This window comes from Skermania sp. ID1734, assembly GCF_007489285.1.
Taxonomy (GTDB): Bacteria; Actinomycetota; Actinomycetes; order Mycobacteriales; family Mycobacteriaceae; genus ID1734.
In genome coordinates this window covers 1-14946 of the sequence record NZ_VLIY01000034.1, presented here as the reverse complement: position 1 = coordinate 14946, position 14946 = coordinate 1, and the positions used below count along the sequence as shown (strand labels likewise).

The window sequence follows — 14946 nt, the reverse complement described above, 5'->3', positions numbered from 1 at the left end:
CAAGCAGCTTGATCCGCTTGTGTGCCTCCCGCAGTTGCGCGGCTACGTCGTCAGCGGGCGGTGACGCACCTGGCCGGCTACGGTCGTCCTCCCGCTCGGCGATCTTGAGCCAGCGATGCAGGCAAGCCTCCGAGATCCCGAAATCCTTCGCGATCTGGCGCAACGGAGCCTCACCCTTGCGGGCCACGGCGATGACATCGGCACGGAACTCGGCAGGAAACGGTTTCGGCACGAGAATGATCCTTCCAGCAAGGACGAATCCTCACAGGTCAGGAGTCAACCAAACCGGGGGCAGTCCCCAACGCGCTGATGACCGACGCGGTGAGCACAATCGAAGGCGCGCCTGGACTCACCTGGGCGCGAAAGAGGTACGGCGGCCTGTGGGTCGGTGGTCGTGTCACATTGACCAGCCGGGAACTGACCTTCACGCCAAATGCTGCGAACAAGCTTCTGCACCAGGGCGATCCATCTTTTGCGGTCTCGCTTGCCGATATCCGACGTGTCGACGTCGAGCCAGCCTTCTTCACCGACATCATCGCGATCGAGTGGACTGGTGGTCTCCAGCGGATCCGTTGTTACGGCGCCACCAGGTTTGCCGACAAGATCCGGGCCGGCGTTGCCGGTTTACCCTTCTGACTTGGGCTAACTCAGCTGCAACTCCACCCGCGTTCGAGCACGCGAATCGGCACCAACCAATTCCACGGTGTACCCGTCGGTGCAACGCTGTGCCTGCAGCTGAGCTGGCTGGCCGCAGAACAGCGGTGCCAGGTTCCGATGCCGCAGCCGGGTCAACGTGCCGGTCCAGCCGCTCAACCGCCGCACCTCGGCCAGCGCCAGCGTCATCAGTGGCCCGTGCACCACCAGTCCCGGATAACCCTCGACCCTGGTGGCATACGGCCAGTCGTAATGAATGCGGTGGGCGTTTGCCGTCGCTGCGGAAAATCGCATCAGCAGCGTCGGGTCGGTGGCGAATTTCCAGGTCGACTCGTCGACGCGAACAATCGGGGAGCCGACCGGCGCCAGCGCGGCGGCTGGCTCGATGTCCGGCGCCGAATCCACCGTCCCAGCGGCCCGATAGATCAGGTTCTGCCGTTCCTCCACGGCCAATCGGTCATCGCTGCCGTAGAGCCGGATCCGCAAGTCGACGATCACGAGTCGGCCGGACTTACCTGTCTTTTCGGTGACCGACTCCACGCGGGACTCTCGGCGTACCTGCTCGCCGACGCATAGATCGCCGTGCCAACTCACTTCGCCGCCCGCGAACATCCGCCGCGGCAGCTCGACCGGCGGCAGGAATGTCCCGCGCACCGGGTGGCCGTCGATTCCGATCTGTGAAGAAACCGGCCACTGCGGCAATGCGACCCAGTGCCACATGGGGGGCAACCGGTCTCCCGGAGCGGGGGTCGGCAAGCCATCGTCGAACAGTGCCGCCAGCGCGGCCACCGGAGTGGCGTCGAGTGTTTCGTGGGTGGTGACCGTGTGAGGTTTCCAGTCCTGCATGGGTTCTACATGAACCTTCCGCCGGTCACTTCGAGCACGGTGCCCGTCATGTAGGAGGACAGATCCGACGCCAAGAACAGCGCCACGGACGCGACCTCGCCGACTTCGCCGGCTCGGCCCATCGGGATTTCGGCCATCTTCTGGTCCCACGCCTTTTGCGGCATTGCCTCGGTCATCGGTGTGCGGATCAAGCCTGGCTGGATTGCATTCACCCGAACTCCATGGTGGGCAAGTTCTTTGGCGGCTGCCTTGGACAGCCCGACGATGCCTGCCTTGGCCGCGGAATAGTTTGTTTGGCCTACCATGCCGACCTTGCCCGACAGCGAGGACAGGTTGACGATCGCGCCGTGCTTGGCTTCGCGCATGATTGCCGCTGCCTTGCGAGTGCCGTTCCAGGTGCCCTTGAGATGCACGGTGATCACCTGGTCGAATTGCTCCTCGGTCATCGTGCGCATGGTCGCGTCGCGGGTGATGCCAGCGTTGTTGACCATGATGTCCACGGTCCCGTAGGACCGCAGCGCGGCGGCGAGGAGCGCGTCCATATCGTCGGAGTCGGTGACGTTGCAGCGCACTCCGATGGCCGTCTCCGGGCCACCCAGACGCTTGGCGGCGAGTTCGACCGCATCGGCGTCGAGGTCGCCGAGCACGACCCGAGCGCCTTCGGCGACGAAGAGTTCGGCGATCACGAAGCCGATGCCTTGCGCTGCGCCGGTAATCACTGCGGTTCGGTTGGATAGCAAAGGATTTGGCACTTACGCGCTCCGTTCGTTGTGCTTGCCGTTGTTGGCTGCCCGTCGCAGAATGCGATGAGTACGGTCGAGGACCGGTTTGTCGATCATCTGACCATTGATGACGACAACACCACCGTGGTTTGTCGCTTCGATGATCGACTGCGCCCACGACACCTCGGCGGCGCTCGGCCGCAACGCTGCGGCGGCGGGGGAGACTTGTCGCGGGTGGACGCACAGCTTGCCGAGGAAACCCATTCGACGCGCGTAGCCCACATCGGAGACCAGGGCGTGTTCGTCGTCGAGGTTTGCGGTGACGCCGTCGATGGGACCGGGCAGCGTGGCGGCGGCGGACGCGAGAACCAGCCCACCGCGCGCGGCGGCGAGAGCATCCCGGTCGTTCGGGTCGACGCCCAGTTGCGCCGCCAAGTCGAACGTGCCGAGCGCCAGTCGCTGCACCCCGGGTACTGCCGCGATCGCCGACGCGCCCAGGACGCCCGAGGCAGTTTCGATGAGTGCAATCACGTGCGGGGTGAGCTCAGTTGCGGCATGGGCAGTTTCTTCGTCGGCCTTGGGCAGCATCACTGCACAGCTAGACGCCGTGACGGCCGCCAAATCGTCGATATGCCACCGGGTATCCGCTGCGTTGACGCGCACGACGCACTCGTGTCCGTCGTTCAGCCATGCGCAGACGTGGTCGCGTGCGGCGTCCTTGTGCTCGGGGGCAACGGCGTCCTCGAGGTCCAGGATGACCATGTCGGCGCCGGCTGCCTCAGCTTTGGCGAACCGCTCGGGACGATCGCCCGGAACGAACAGCAGCGTGGTCGACGCGGCGACCCGGTCCGCTAGCCCTGTGCAGGTCAACGTGCTCACGCCATTCCTTCCACGTTGTGAGTGTCTCGGGTATCGGCTAAACCTACACCTACGGACATAATATATTATGTGGTACCGTGACGTAAGCCTGTGGGTCACCAGTCCACCCGATCGAAGAGGAATCCCTATGCGCGGACCAGGCCTTTTCGGCACGCTCGATAACCCGGCCTCGACGCCGGACGGCGCTGTGCGCGATCGCAGCCGCCTCTTGCGGGCCGCGAAGAAATGGGGTTACGACGAGCTTGCCAAGTTGCACGCCGCATCCGTCGACGACCCGGAATGGTTTTGGCGCGCAGCATGCAGCGACCTGCGTGTTGAGTTCGCAGAGCCCTTCGAGCGGGTCCTCGATGACAGTGCGGGCATGCCGTTTCCGCGCTGGTTTGCCGGCGGGCGGCTCAACGTGGCCAACCTGTGTGCACATCGTCATGCCGAAGGACCGATAGCTGACAAGACCGCGGTTGTTTATGAAGGTGACAGCGGCCAGCGCCGGGAGATGACGTACGCCGAACTCGATGCGGCAGTGCGTCGGTTCGCCGCCCAGCTCACCCAACTCGGTGTCACCCGTGGCGACCGGGTGGTGATGTTTGTGCCGGTCGTTCCAGAAGCAACCGTCACTTTCTTGGCCTGCGCCATGATCGGAGCGATATCGGTTCCGGCGTTCAGCGGATACGGTGCGGAAGCGCTCGCGGCGCGGCTGCGCGATTCCGAGGCGACGGTGCTCGTGACCGCCGATGCCACGACTCGCCGCGGAAAAGTGGTCCCGCTCAAGCAAACCGCTGACGAGGCGATGGCCGCGGCACCCACGGTCCGGCACTGTGTCGTGATTCGTCATCTCGGCGCCGATATCGGCATGGTCGAACAGCGCGACCTCTACTGGGATGAACTCGACCCCACCGCAGAACCGGTAGAGACCGTCCTGGTCGAATCCAACGAACCATTGACGATCGTCTACACCTCCGGCACCACTGGCCGACCGAAGGGAATTGTCCACTCGCACGGCGGATTTGCGGCCAAAACCGCGGTCGACTTCGCTTATGGTTTCGACGTGCAGCCTGCGGACGTCGTGTCCTGGATATCGGACATGGGCTGGCTGGTCGGCCCGATGCTGATCTGCGGGCCGCTCCAATTGGGCGCCACAGTCGTGTTCACCGAGGGCGTGCCGAACTACCCGTCGCCCAACCGGTTCTGGGAAGTCGTCGAACGCAATCGGGTGACTCTGCAGGGCGTGGCCCCTACCGCCATTCGGGCACTGATGGCCAGCGGCGAGAACAACTTCGGCGATCTCAGCAGTCTGCGTGCCTTCGTCTCGACCGGCGAAGCCTGGGATGAATCGTCGTGGCATTGGCTGTTCGAGGCGGTCGGCGGTGGCACGCGACCGATCATCAACTACAGCGGCGGAACCGAAGTCGGCGGCGGAATCGTCATCTCTTATCCCTTCTTGCCGATGGCGCCCGCCGCTTTCAGTTCGCCCATGCTCGGCGCGGACGTGGCTGTGCTCGATCCGGTGGGAAGTCCCGTGATCGGCGAGGTCGGTGAACTCTGCATACTCAACACCTTCCCTGGTATGACGCACGCCTTCTGGCAGGACCGACAGCGCTATCTCGAGACCTATTGGAGTGCGTGGGATGGCGTGTGGGTGCACGGTGACCTCGCCAGTGTCGACGAGCAGGGGAGTTGGCGGATCCACGGGCGCTCCGATGACACGATCAAGGTTTCCGGCCGCCGGGTCGGCCCGGGTGAGATCGAGGCCGGGCTGCTGAAGGATCCACGAATCGGCGAGGCTGCCGTCATCGGGGTTCCCGATGCACAGCGCGGCCAGCGCGTGGTCGGGTTCGTCGTCCTGCGCGACACCGCCGTTGACCATGGCGACCTGACGGCAACGGCGGAACAACATATAGGCCGCTCCTTCGCACCGACCCTGTACGTGGTGCAGACCCTGCCAAAGACCAAGAACGGCAAGGTGATGCGCCGCGCGATCCGATCACGATACCTCGGCCAGCCCCAAGGTGACTTGTCCTCGCTCGACCCGGCGACCCCGCTGGAAGATATTCCCACGCAGACGAACGCGGGATGAAACGGCGGCTAGCGGTCCCAGAGGCCGCGTTGCTCAAGCATTTCGATGACGTAGTCCGCGCTTTCGACGATGTGGTCTTCCATCAGCGCCCGCGCGACGCGCGACTGGCGGCGGCTCAGGGCGTCGATCAGTAGCGGATGCTGGCTCGTACTTGCCTCCACCTGCGCCTCGAGCGTTGCGTAGAAGCGGTTGGGCAGTTGGTTGACCACCGACGCGAGAAGGAACGCGAGTCGGTTGGAATCGGCAGCGACATTGATTGCCCGATGAAAGGTGTGACCGAGGCTGCCGATCAGATCCGTGTTGCCCGTTGCTATCGCCCGCTCGAATTTTTCGTTGACAGCTTCAAGTTCCGCGATCTGTTCGGACGTGATCTTTTCGGCCGCGCGCGCCGCCAGTTCGCCGGCCATGTGGGCCTGGGTGGCGAACAGGTCGCGGACGTCCTGGCGGGTGAAGGGGGCCACGACGAATCCGCGACGGGGAAGAAGTCGAACCAGTCCCTCGCCACGCAGCGACATCAACGCTTCGCGCACGGGAGTATTACTCACCCCGACGGCCGCCGCGATCCGGTCCATACGCAGGAATTCACCCGGCTTGAACGCGCCGGACATGATTTGCTCGCGCAGGTAGTCCGCAACTTCCTCGGGAAGTTGCTTGCGGCTGTCGGCGCGTTCGTCACGAGCGAAAAAGTCTTCTGCCGTCGACATATAAAACATGATACGGCGCATCTGTCGGTGTCGAGGCCATTCGTAACGCCGTGACATTGCGGCGCTAGACCATATAATATATTATCGGATCAACACCGCCGTTGTGTGGCGTCGAGGAGATCAAGCAGCAAGCCGTCGGGCGCGACTCGCCCGTGACTACGCGAGCCCAACCCGGAACGAAGCGAGGAAAGAATGACAGTCAGCGACGAACGCGATCTGGAACTTGTCCGCACATCAGCGCGCGAGCTCGCCCGCAAGTTCGACTACGACTACTGGCGCGAAAAGGACGCCAAGGCGGAGTACCCGTGGGAGTTCGTCAAGGCGTTCGCCGATGCCGGCTGGCTGGGTGTCATGATTCCGGAAGAGTACGGCGGACTGGGCTTGGGACTGCTCGAAGCTGGGGTGATGCTGCAGGAGGTTGCCGCCTCCGGCGCCGGCATGAGCGGCGGGTCGGCCATTCACTTCTACGTTTTCCCGCCGGCGCCGATCCTGCGCTACGGGTCGGAAGAAATAAAGCGCGAGTGGCTGCCGAAACTTGCCAAGGGGGAGATCCTGATGGCCTTCGGCATCACCGAGCCGACAGCCGGTGTGGACACCTCCCGCATACGCACCAAGGCCACCAAGGTCGACGGCGGCTGGGTGATCAACGGCCAGAAGGTGTGGATCACCAACGCCCAGAACGCCCACAAGATTCTGCTGGTGGCCCGCACCTCGCCGCGTGATGAGGCCAGACCGTTGGACGGCATCACCCTGTTCTTCACGGACCTCGATCGTGACAAGATCACCATTCGGGAGATCGAGAAGCTGGGCCGGGCCGCAATCGACTCGAATGAGCTGTTCATCGACGACCTCGAGGTCCGCGACGACGAGGTCGTGGGCGAGGTCGGCAAGGGATTCAAGTACCTCATCGACGGGCTGAACCCGGAACGGATCGTCGTCGGTCTCGAAGGCGTCGGCCTCGGCAAGGCCGCGCTCGAGTTGGCGAGCAAATACGCCAAGGAGCGAGTGGTATTCGACCGGCCGATCGGCAAGAACCAGGCGGTGGCGCATCCGCTGGCGGACTCCTGGATCAGGCTCGAGGCGGCCGAGCTCACGGCCATGCACGCCGCCGAACTCTTCGAGGCGCACAAGGAGTGTGGGCTCGAGTCCGCTGCCGCGAAATACCTTGGCGCTGAAGCTGGTTTCGAGGCATGCGATCGAGCGATGTCCACCTTCGGCGGCTACGCGTATTCGAAGGAGTACCACATCGAGCGACTGTGGCGAGAAGTCCGGTTGTTGCGCAATGCGCCGTTCTCGCAGGAGATGGTGCGCAACTACATTTCTTCGAAAGCCCTAGGGCTGCCGAGGGCTTACTGATATGGCGGGGCCGCTGAACGGCGTGCGCGTGCTGGCACTCGCGGGGATGGGTCCCCTGCCGCTCGCCTCGATGTTGTTGGCCGACATGGGCGCCGAGGTGGTACGGATTGTCCGGCCCCCGCATCGCAGCGGGCGCGCGCTGGCCCAGGAAAATGGGCTGCGCCCCGAAGACGACGTGGTGAACCGGCACGTGGGATCGGTGGCGGTGGATCTCAAGGATCCCGAGGGGATCGCGAACGTACTCACGCTTGCCCAGGCGGCGGACGTCTTCATTGAGGGCTACCGGCCCGGCGTGGTGGAGCGGCTCGGCCTGGGGCCCGACGCCGTGCTGGGCCGTAATCAGTCGATCGTGTACGCGCGGCTCACGGGCTACGGCCAGAGCGGCCCACGGGCCCACGACGCCGGCCACGACATCAACTACGTTGCCCAGTCCGGCGCATTGCTCGCCCTGGCACAACCCGGTCAGGCGCCCCAGCCCCCGATCAATCTTTTGGGCGACTATGCCGGCGGTGGTGCGATTGCCGCCTTCGGCATCCTTTCCGCACTCGTGCAGGCGCGCGCCACGGGCCAAGGACAGGTGGTCGATGCCGCGATGGTGGACGGGGTGGCCCTGCTAACCGCCAAACTCCACGGACTGCGCGCCGCCGGGCTGTTTTCCGATGAGCCCGGAACGAATTGGATAGACGGCGGTGCGCCGAGCTACGCCACCTACCGTTGCGCAGACGGCCGGTACCTCGCCCTCGGGGCGCTGGAACCTGACTTCTACCGCGAGTTCATCTCGCGGCTCGGCGTGGATACGAGCGAGTGGCCCGCCCAGGGCGACCGCGCGCGATGGCCACGGTTGCGTGAACACATCGCGGCCGCTATCCGCAGCCGGACCCGTGACGAGTGGGCCGCCGTCTATGCCGGCACCGACGCCTGCGTCACCCCGGTGCTGAGCTTCGAGGAAGCCGCGACGGATCCGCACAATGCCGAGCGCGGCCTGTACCAGCGGGTGGGCGGCGTACTACAACCAGCTCCGGCGCCACGCTTGAGCGCCACCCCGGCGCGTCCGGCCGCCTCGCCGTCATCCGGCAGTGTGAATCTGGACGACTTGCTGCGTGAATGGCGGGCGACGCCAACTCGGGTGGCTCCTGGTGTGATCAACGGTTACTGAACCGGACCTTGACTGGCGGGGCAGGCGTTTGCCAGCCCCGACACACTCGCCAAGCCGAAAACGCCGCGACCGCAAGTTCGGCAGCGATTTCAGTGGGGAGGTCCCGATAGGTTCGGGCCCCGTCGAACTGCGTCATTCGACGCCCGCTCTGCTGCTGATCCCGTCGCTAACAACAACTCTGGTACTCCCACTGCGGTGCGTCTTCACGCCATGACGCGACGAGCTGGGATCGCGCGGCAGGTCGGCCGAAGAAGCAAGTATGAGGCATAATGCGCTAGAGGCTCTCGAAAGGACCAGCCCGTATGGAACCCCTATTGCCGCGCAGTGCCAACGCACAGCGTCAGCAGTTGTCCGAGGATGTGGCCACCTATGTGCGTGAACTGATCATCTCGGGTCGTGTACGCGCTGGAGACTTTCTGCGCACCGAGCCGATTGCCGAGGCGGTGGGGGTGAGTAACACCCCGGTGCGTGAGGGCCTGCTGTTGTTGACCGGTGAGGGTTTTGTGGAACTCGTGCCGCGCCGCGGGTTCATGGTGTCGGCGTTCAGCCGCCAGGACGTGCGGGATCTATTTTGGGCGCAAGCAACGATGGCCGCCGAGCTGACTTCCCGTGCAGCGAAATTAATCTCGCCAAAGCAACTCGATCATCTCGCCGATGTGGTCGCCGAACACGAGAAGGCCATCGCGGCTGGCAACGACCCCGACCGGATCACGGCGCTTGGGCACGAGTTTCACCGCACGATCAACCTGGCCGCGGATTCGCGGCGCCTGTCGAACTTGTTGGGGTCGATCGTCAAACAGCTGCCCAACCGGTTCTACAACAGCATCGAAGGGCATGGTGAGGAGACACGCCGTGATCACCCAGCGATCCTGGAGGCATTGCAGAAGCGGCGGACCAAGGTGGCCGCGACGTTGATGCGTGATCACATCATGTCCAGCGCTGACGAGCTGATCGGCATGCTGGAGAAGCAGGGATTGTGGTCGGCTGAGCAGAAGTCGAGCGCCTAGAGGATTCCGCCGTCGTGCAGGCGGCCGAGCTCGGTGTCGCTGAGGCCGAGCACCTCTGCGAGCACCTGATCGGTGTTTTCGCCGAGGTCGGGCGCGGTTGCGGTGTCGCCGTAGCCGGTGGGGTCGCGCACGGGGGAGCGGGCGGAAAGGACCTCGCCGATCCCGGGTTGGTCGACCTTCGTGATGAGTGCCGGAGCGTCGGGACCCTCGCACTGGGCAGCCACCTCCCGCAGGGTGCGGTACGGGCTCCACAGCGCACCGGCCGCGGTGAGTTCGCTGCTGACTTGCGACAGCGGCCGGGACGCAAACCATGGGCGCAGCACGGCAGCGATGGTTTCCCGGTGCGCGTAGCGGTCCGATTCTGCCCGGAAGTCGGCACCGAGGGCCTCTTCGAGAGCGGCGAAGACCTTGTCGGTGTTGGTGACTGCGCGCAGCGCGTCCCAGTGGCGAGGTGTCAAGGCCACCACCATGATTCGGCCGCCATCTGCGGTTCCGAAGTCGACGCCGAAGCTGCCGTAGACATAGTTGCCGTGCCGGGGCCGGTCGGTGCCGCGTTCGGCGACCTCGGCCAGCCAGCCCATGTTGGCGATGCTGGCAAGGGCGATGTCGGCCAATGCGATCCGCAGAAACGAGCCTTCGCCGTGCCGGTGGCGTCGGTGCAGCGCGGCGAGGAGTCCGGTGGTTGCGGTCATGCCCGCGAGCAGATCCCACGCCGGCAGCACATGATTGACCGGCACTGCGGAGTCGATTGGGCCGGTCAGATGCGACACACCGACTTCGCTGTTGACGGTGTAGTCGACCGCGGCGCGCCCGTCGGCGTGGCCCTCGATGTGCACCTGGATGAGGTCGGGCCGCCGCGCGGACAGTGCCTCATACGACAGCCAGGGTCGACCGACGTTGTTGTCGATCACGATCCCCGCGTCCGGACCCGGCGCGGTGGCCAAGCTGATGACCAGTTCTTGGCCTTGCGGGGCACGGAGATTGATGGCGACCGAGCGCTTACCCCGGTTCAGCGCAGTCCAATACAGGCTGCGCCCGGTGCGTTCGGAGAGCGGCCAACGCTGGTAGTCGGCGGCACCGCCGATCGGATCGATCCGAATCACGTCAGCGCCGAGCTGGCCCAGGGTCATACCGCCGGACGGCCCCGCCACGAAGCTGGCGAACTCCACTACCCGCAACCCGGCAAGCGGGCGCCGGGTCGATTCATTGCTCGTCATGCGACGCCTCCTTAGCTGGCCAGCGCATAATGCCGGGTCGCGGCACTGTCGCGCTGGCGCAGCCTGCCCTGCATGGTCAACACATCGAGATGGGCGCCGATCTCGGTAACCGCGCACAGCTGGTGTTCGAGGGGCAGGTCGTCGAGTCGGTGCGATCGTCGCGTCCAGGGCATCGATTGCGCCACTTCATAAGCCGTGCTGGCGCCGTCGGCGATGCGTTCGCACACGTCGTCGAGACGTCGCTCGTGGTGGCTCAGCAGTTCATCGACGCGGGTGTGGGTGCTCGCGGTGACCGGACCGTGCGAAGGCAGCAGCGCCGCGTCGGGAAGGCACCGGACCAGCTCGAGTGAACTCAAATAGGACCGCAGCGGATACGGCTCGGGGCTCCACTCGAACCCGATGGAGGGCGTGATGCTCGGCAGGATGTGGTCACCGGAGAACAGTGTTGCGGTGGCGCGGTGGTGAAAGACGATATGGCCGCGGGTGTGTCCGGGTGTCGCCACGACCTGCAGCGACCCGTCGCGCAGGGCTATCTCGTCGCCGTGATCGAGCCAGCCGTCGGGCTCTCCGAAGTCGACGTCCGCCCACGCCGCCGAGACATCTCCGCTGGCCACCCGCTTGGCCAAATCTATTGCCCCACAACGGGTCAGTAGCGGACCGTGGTTGGGGAATTCACCGGTGTCGGTGATGATGCTGCTGATGCTGTGGCGTTCCTCGCGCCCCGCGAACAGTGTGCTGCCGAGTTTCGCGCGCCAAGTGTAGGCCTGGGAATAGTGGTCCCCGTGGTGATGAGTGGCAAGGCAGGTGCTGATGTCGTCGAGCGAATAGCCGAGTTTGCTCAACGCATCGGTCATCGCTTGTTCGCTCTTGGCGCCGACCCAGCCCGGGTCGATGACGGTCAGGCCGTCGGCTCCCTCGAGCACGTACGCATTGACGGCGGTGAGTCCGTCGAGGGGAAGCGGTAGCGGCACGCGGTAGACACCCGGAGCAACGAGGTAAGCACCGGGCTCGGTCCAATCTCGCGGTTGGTCTTCGATCGGCGGCATCGACGCTCCTATCGTGTCAGTATTATATATTGATACTGGCGAGCGGCGTGCAGCGCAACGTGGCCTAGGTCACCGGACTTCCTGCGGCGCGGGTTATGGCAGCAGGAGCGTGACGGTTTCGGCCACGCATGCGGGCTTCGAGCCGTTCTCGAGTTCGACGGTGTAGCGGGTGGTCAGTTGCTGGCCCGCCGAGGCGGGACGCAACTCGACGAATTCGGCGGTGGCCCGCACCCGCGCCCCAGCTGGCACGGGAGCCGGGAAGCGGGCTTTGTTCAGTCCATAATTGATTCGGGCGCCGCCGAATTCGAGGCTGAACAGGTCAGCGGCGAACTGTGGGATCAGCGACAACGTCAGGAAGCCGTGGGCAATCGTCCCGCCGAAGGGGCCTTGTGCCGCGCGCTCGACATCGACGTGGATCCACTGATGGTCGCCGGTGGCATCGGCGAACGCGTTGATCCGGTTTTGGTCGATCGTGAACCAGTCAGTGGGCCCGACGGTGGAACGGACGGCGGCGGAAAGATCGTCCAGCGACGTGAATGCCTTCATGCGCCTACTCTCTCGAGGTTGCCGTGCAGCAATAGCGATTTTCCATTTGAATATATAATATGCTCACTATCGTAGAGAGGACAGTAATGAGTCGCTACCGGCGTTTCGACCATCTGCGGGTCGACGGGCCAGACGAGGTGGGTGTCATCGAGCTGGTGCTCGACGGGCCGAACCTGAACGCGGTGAGCGAGGGCGCTCACGCCCAATTGCCGCAGGTATGGCGGGAATTCGACGCGGATCCAGCGGTGAAGGTTGTACTGCTTCGGGGCGAGGGCAAGGGATTCTCAGCGGGTGGTTCCTTCGAGATCGTCGAGAAGATGAGCGACGACTACGAGTACCGGTCGCGGGTCATGCGCGAGGCACGCGACCTCGTCTACAACGTTCTCGACTGCTCCAAGCCGATCGTGTCGGCAATCCACGGTCCCGCGGTCGGAGCGGGGCTGGTGGCGGGGATCCTCGCGGACGTCTCCGTGGTGTCGAAGTCGGCAAAGATCATCGATGGGCACACCCGGCTTGGTGTCGCGGCGGGTGACCACGCAGCGATCTGCTGGCCGCTGTTGTGCGGCATGGCGAAAGCCAAGTACTACCTGATGACGTGCCGTCCACTCGACGGTGCGGAGGCAGAACGGATCGGACTCGTCTCGTTGTGCGTGGACGAGGACGAGGATCTGCTGCCCACGGCGCGGGAGGTGGCGTACGAACTTGCCGCGGGCGCGCCAACGGCGATTCGGTGGACCAAGCAGTCGCTCAACGGTTGGTACCGACAGGTGGCCGGTTCGATCTTCGATTCGTCACTCGCGCTGGAGTTCTACGGGTTCGGCGGTCCCGAGGTCAAAGAGGGGCTGGCGTCCTACCGCGAGCGGCGTAAGCCGAATTTCAACGGTGCGGTACAGGGGAGTGTGACGCCATGACAACCGTCGATCGGCGAACCGAAATCACGGTGGACGGTGACCTGCGCTTGCCGCGACCGGACGAGTTGTTGATTGGCGGGCAGTGGCGGGCGTCGGGCGCGGGTGAGCGGACGCCTGTCGTTTCGCCCGCGACCGGGCATGTCGTCGCCCAGGTCGTGATGCCCGGCGTCGACGATGCCGAGGCGGCCCTCGAGGCCGCGACCGACGCGTTCGGCGGCGACTGGACGAATACGCCTGTGGGACAGCGTGTTGAGGTGGTGGGACGGTTCTGCTCGCTGCTCGAGGGGCGCGCCGAGGAGATCGCGCAGTTGTGGGCGGTCGAGGCTGGTATCCCGGTGCGCTGGGGACGTACCCTGCACAAGTTCGGTGCCGTCGCGGCGTGGCGTGGGGCGTTGCAGGAGGCGGAGCAAGCGTTGGCGCCCGAGGTGCGTGACACATCGGTCGGCAAGGTGAACATCGAATACGAGCCTGTGGGACCGGTGCTGGCGATCATGCCCTACAACGGTCCGTTGCCCACCTTGGGCAGCAAGGTGATTCCTGCGCTGTTGGCGGGATCGACGGTCGTTGTGAAAGCGGCGCCGGAGTCGTCGCTGACCACGCGAGTGATGTCGGAGTGTGCCGTCGCGGCGGGATTCCCGCCGGGCGTGCTGAGCATCCTGGCGGCGGGCGTAGACGTGTCGCGGCACCTCGTCGGTGACCCGCGCGTGGAGCTGATTTCCTTCACCGGCGGCGGCCGCACCGCGTCGCAGATTTTGCGGGACAGCGCAGACAACCTGCCGCGCACTGTGTTCGAACTCGGGGGCAAGTCGCCGGCGGTGCTGCTCGAGGATGTGGACCTGGGCAAGGTCAAGCGCGCACTCGTGGCCGGTGCCATGAGCGGATCCGGTCAGGTGTGCGCGACGCTGTCGCGGATTGTCGTCCCGGCATCACGGCACGATGAGGTTGTCGACATGCTCAGCGACGCCTACAGTTCGCTGCGGATCGGCGACCCGCGATCACCCGACACCGATCATGGCCCGCTGAGTAACCGGGCGGCGTTCGAGCGCACTCGCCGCTTTGTCGAGACGGCGGTGCAGCAGGGCGCCGAGGTGGCCACCGGCGGCCGTATCCCGGACGGCTTCGACGCCGGCTTCTTTTATGAGCCGACGCTGATCGTCGGAGCCGGGGAGAACGACGACATCGTGCAGCAGGAGGTGTTCGGTCCCGTGACGGTGGTGCAGCCCTACACCGACGTCGAGGATGCGGTGCGGATCGCCAACGGCACCGTCTACGGCCTGGCCGGCAGCGTCTTCACGTCTGACCGCGAACGTGGGCTCGAGGTAGCCCGCCGGATCCGTGCAGGGTCGGTGGCGCTCAATACCTTTGGGCCCACGATGGCCGCGCCGTTCGGTGGGGTGAAGAAGTCCGGCTGGGGCCGAGAGTGCGGCCCGGAGGGCATTCGCGAGTTCAGTAGCGTCAAGCAGGTACTGATCGGCTGAGCGATAACGGGATCTGGTGCACTGGGTGTCCATTCTTGACCTGGAGCACATGGGATCCGGGCTGTTGCAAAATCGAACTTCTGCTTTGCGGCCTGTCGGGGCGGGTTTGACCTGGGGTTTCCTGGAGAATGTGTTGATGGCCAAGGGATATCGCCGGGTTGATCGGGATCAGCAGTTTCTGCTGCCGCAGGACATGCGCGATTGGTTGCCGGTGTCGGATCCGGTGTGGCTGGTCATCGGGGTGGTCGAGGGCTTGGACACCAGACGGTTGCATGCCAAGCGCCGTACCGGTGGTGCCGGGCGGGCGGGCTATGACCCGGACATGATGTTGACACTGCTGATCTGGGCGT

Annotated in this window: 15 protein-coding genes and 1 pseudogene; 8 read left to right on the top strand and 8 right to left on the bottom strand. The window is 65.0% G+C overall.

Annotated features, from left to right (window positions below; translation table 11 throughout):
• Positions 1-232: transposase (locus tag FOS14_RS24135; protein ID WP_143772870.1), on the bottom strand; the 232-nt coding region annotated here is incomplete at its 3' end.
• Between the two features lie 89 nt (positions 233-321).
• Between FOS14_RS24135 and FOS14_RS24130 the strand changes: the two genes are divergently transcribed.
• Positions 322-636 (top strand): hypothetical protein, encoded by a 315-nt coding sequence (locus tag FOS14_RS24130; RefSeq protein WP_143773392.1) that lies wholly within the window; start codon positions 322-324, stop codon positions 634-636.
• A gap of 6 nt (positions 637-642) precedes the next feature.
• Here FOS14_RS24130 and FOS14_RS24125 read toward each other — a convergent pair whose 3' ends face one another.
• Genes FOS14_RS24125 through FOS14_RS24115 form a run of 3 tightly spaced genes read right to left on the bottom strand, consistent with a single transcriptional unit; the run spans position 643 to position 3101 of the window.
• The gene (locus FOS14_RS24125; RefSeq protein ID WP_143773391.1) at positions 643-1500 is read right to left on the bottom strand and encodes a MaoC family dehydratase N-terminal domain-containing protein; all 858 of its coding nucleotides are present in this window, start codon (positions 1498-1500) and stop codon (positions 643-645) included.
• Between the two features lie 5 nt (positions 1501-1505).
• The gene (gene fabG, locus FOS14_RS24120; RefSeq protein WP_143773390.1) at positions 1506-2252 is read right to left on the bottom strand and encodes a 3-oxoacyl-ACP reductase FabG; all 747 of its coding nucleotides are present in this window, start codon (positions 2250-2252) and stop codon (positions 1506-1508) included.
• Positions 2253-3101 (bottom strand): CoA ester lyase, encoded by an 849-nt coding sequence (locus tag FOS14_RS24115; RefSeq protein WP_255450587.1) that lies wholly within the window; start codon positions 3099-3101, stop codon positions 2253-2255.
• A 127-nt stretch (positions 3102-3228) separates the two neighbouring features.
• Between FOS14_RS24115 and FOS14_RS24110 the strand changes: the two genes are divergently transcribed.
• On the top strand, positions 3229-5175 hold the full coding sequence (locus FOS14_RS24110; RefSeq protein WP_143773389.1) for an AMP-binding protein: 1947 nt from the start codon (positions 3229-3231) through the stop codon (positions 5173-5175).
• Positions 5176-5183: 8 nt separating this feature from the next.
• Here the strand turns inward: FOS14_RS24110 and FOS14_RS24105 are convergent, their stop codons facing one another.
• On the bottom strand, positions 5184-5879 hold the full coding sequence (locus FOS14_RS24105) for a GntR family transcriptional regulator (protein ID WP_143773388.1): 696 nt from the start codon (positions 5877-5879) through the stop codon (positions 5184-5186).
• Positions 5880-6071: 192 nt separating this feature from the next.
• Between FOS14_RS24105 and FOS14_RS24100 the strand changes: the two genes are divergently transcribed.
• The 3 genes from FOS14_RS24100 (at position 6072) to FOS14_RS24090 (ending at position 9398) form a co-directional block, all read left to right on the top strand.
• Positions 6072-7235: an acyl-CoA dehydrogenase family protein gene (locus FOS14_RS24100; protein WP_143773387.1), complete on the top strand. Its 1164-nt coding sequence runs from the start codon at positions 6072-6074 to the stop codon at positions 7233-7235.
• Position 7236: 1 nt separating this feature from the next.
• Positions 7237-8391 carry a CaiB/BaiF CoA-transferase family protein gene (locus FOS14_RS24095; RefSeq protein WP_143773386.1) on the top strand — a complete coding sequence of 385 codons (1155 nt, stop codon included), beginning with the start codon at positions 7237-7239 and terminating at the stop codon, positions 8389-8391.
• Between the two features lie 302 nt (positions 8392-8693).
• Positions 8694-9398: a GntR family transcriptional regulator gene (locus FOS14_RS24090; protein ID WP_143773385.1), complete on the top strand. Its 705-nt coding sequence runs from the start codon at positions 8694-8696 to the stop codon at positions 9396-9398.
• Here FOS14_RS24090 and FOS14_RS24085 read toward each other — a convergent pair.
• The 3 genes from FOS14_RS24085 to FOS14_RS24075 form a co-directional block, all read right to left on the bottom strand.
• Positions 9395-10615: a CoA transferase gene (locus FOS14_RS24085; RefSeq protein WP_143773384.1), complete on the bottom strand. Its 1221-nt coding sequence runs from the start codon at positions 10613-10615 to the stop codon at positions 9395-9397. The two genes, FOS14_RS24090 and FOS14_RS24085, sit on opposite strands and share 4 nt — an antisense overlap.
• An 11-nt stretch (positions 10616-10626) precedes the next feature.
• The gene (locus FOS14_RS24080) at positions 10627-11661 is read right to left on the bottom strand and encodes an MBL fold metallo-hydrolase (RefSeq protein WP_143773383.1); all 1035 of its coding nucleotides are present in this window, start codon (positions 11659-11661) and stop codon (positions 10627-10629) included.
• A gap of 93 nt (positions 11662-11754) precedes the next feature.
• Positions 11755-12207 carry a MaoC family dehydratase gene (locus FOS14_RS24075; protein ID WP_143773382.1) on the bottom strand — a complete coding sequence of 151 codons (453 nt, stop codon included), beginning with the start codon at positions 12205-12207 and terminating at the stop codon, positions 11755-11757.
• Positions 12208-12293: 86 nt separating this feature from the next.
• On the opposite strand from FOS14_RS24075, the gene FOS14_RS24070 reads away from it, so the two are divergent.
• The 3 genes and pseudogenes from FOS14_RS24070 to FOS14_RS24060 form a co-directional block, all read left to right on the top strand.
• Positions 12294-13118 carry an enoyl-CoA hydratase/isomerase family protein gene (locus tag FOS14_RS24070; RefSeq protein ID WP_143773381.1) on the top strand — a complete coding sequence of 275 codons (825 nt, stop codon included), beginning with the start codon at positions 12294-12296 and terminating at the stop codon, positions 13116-13118.
• On the top strand, positions 13115-14596 hold the full coding sequence (locus FOS14_RS24065) for an aldehyde dehydrogenase family protein (protein WP_143773380.1): 1482 nt from the start codon (positions 13115-13117) through the stop codon (positions 14594-14596). Before FOS14_RS24070 ends, FOS14_RS24065 begins: the two co-directional genes overlap by 4 nt.
• A 136-nt stretch (positions 14597-14732) precedes the next feature.
• Positions 14733-14946 (top strand): annotated as a pseudogene (locus tag FOS14_RS24060) (transposase); the annotation flags it as partial.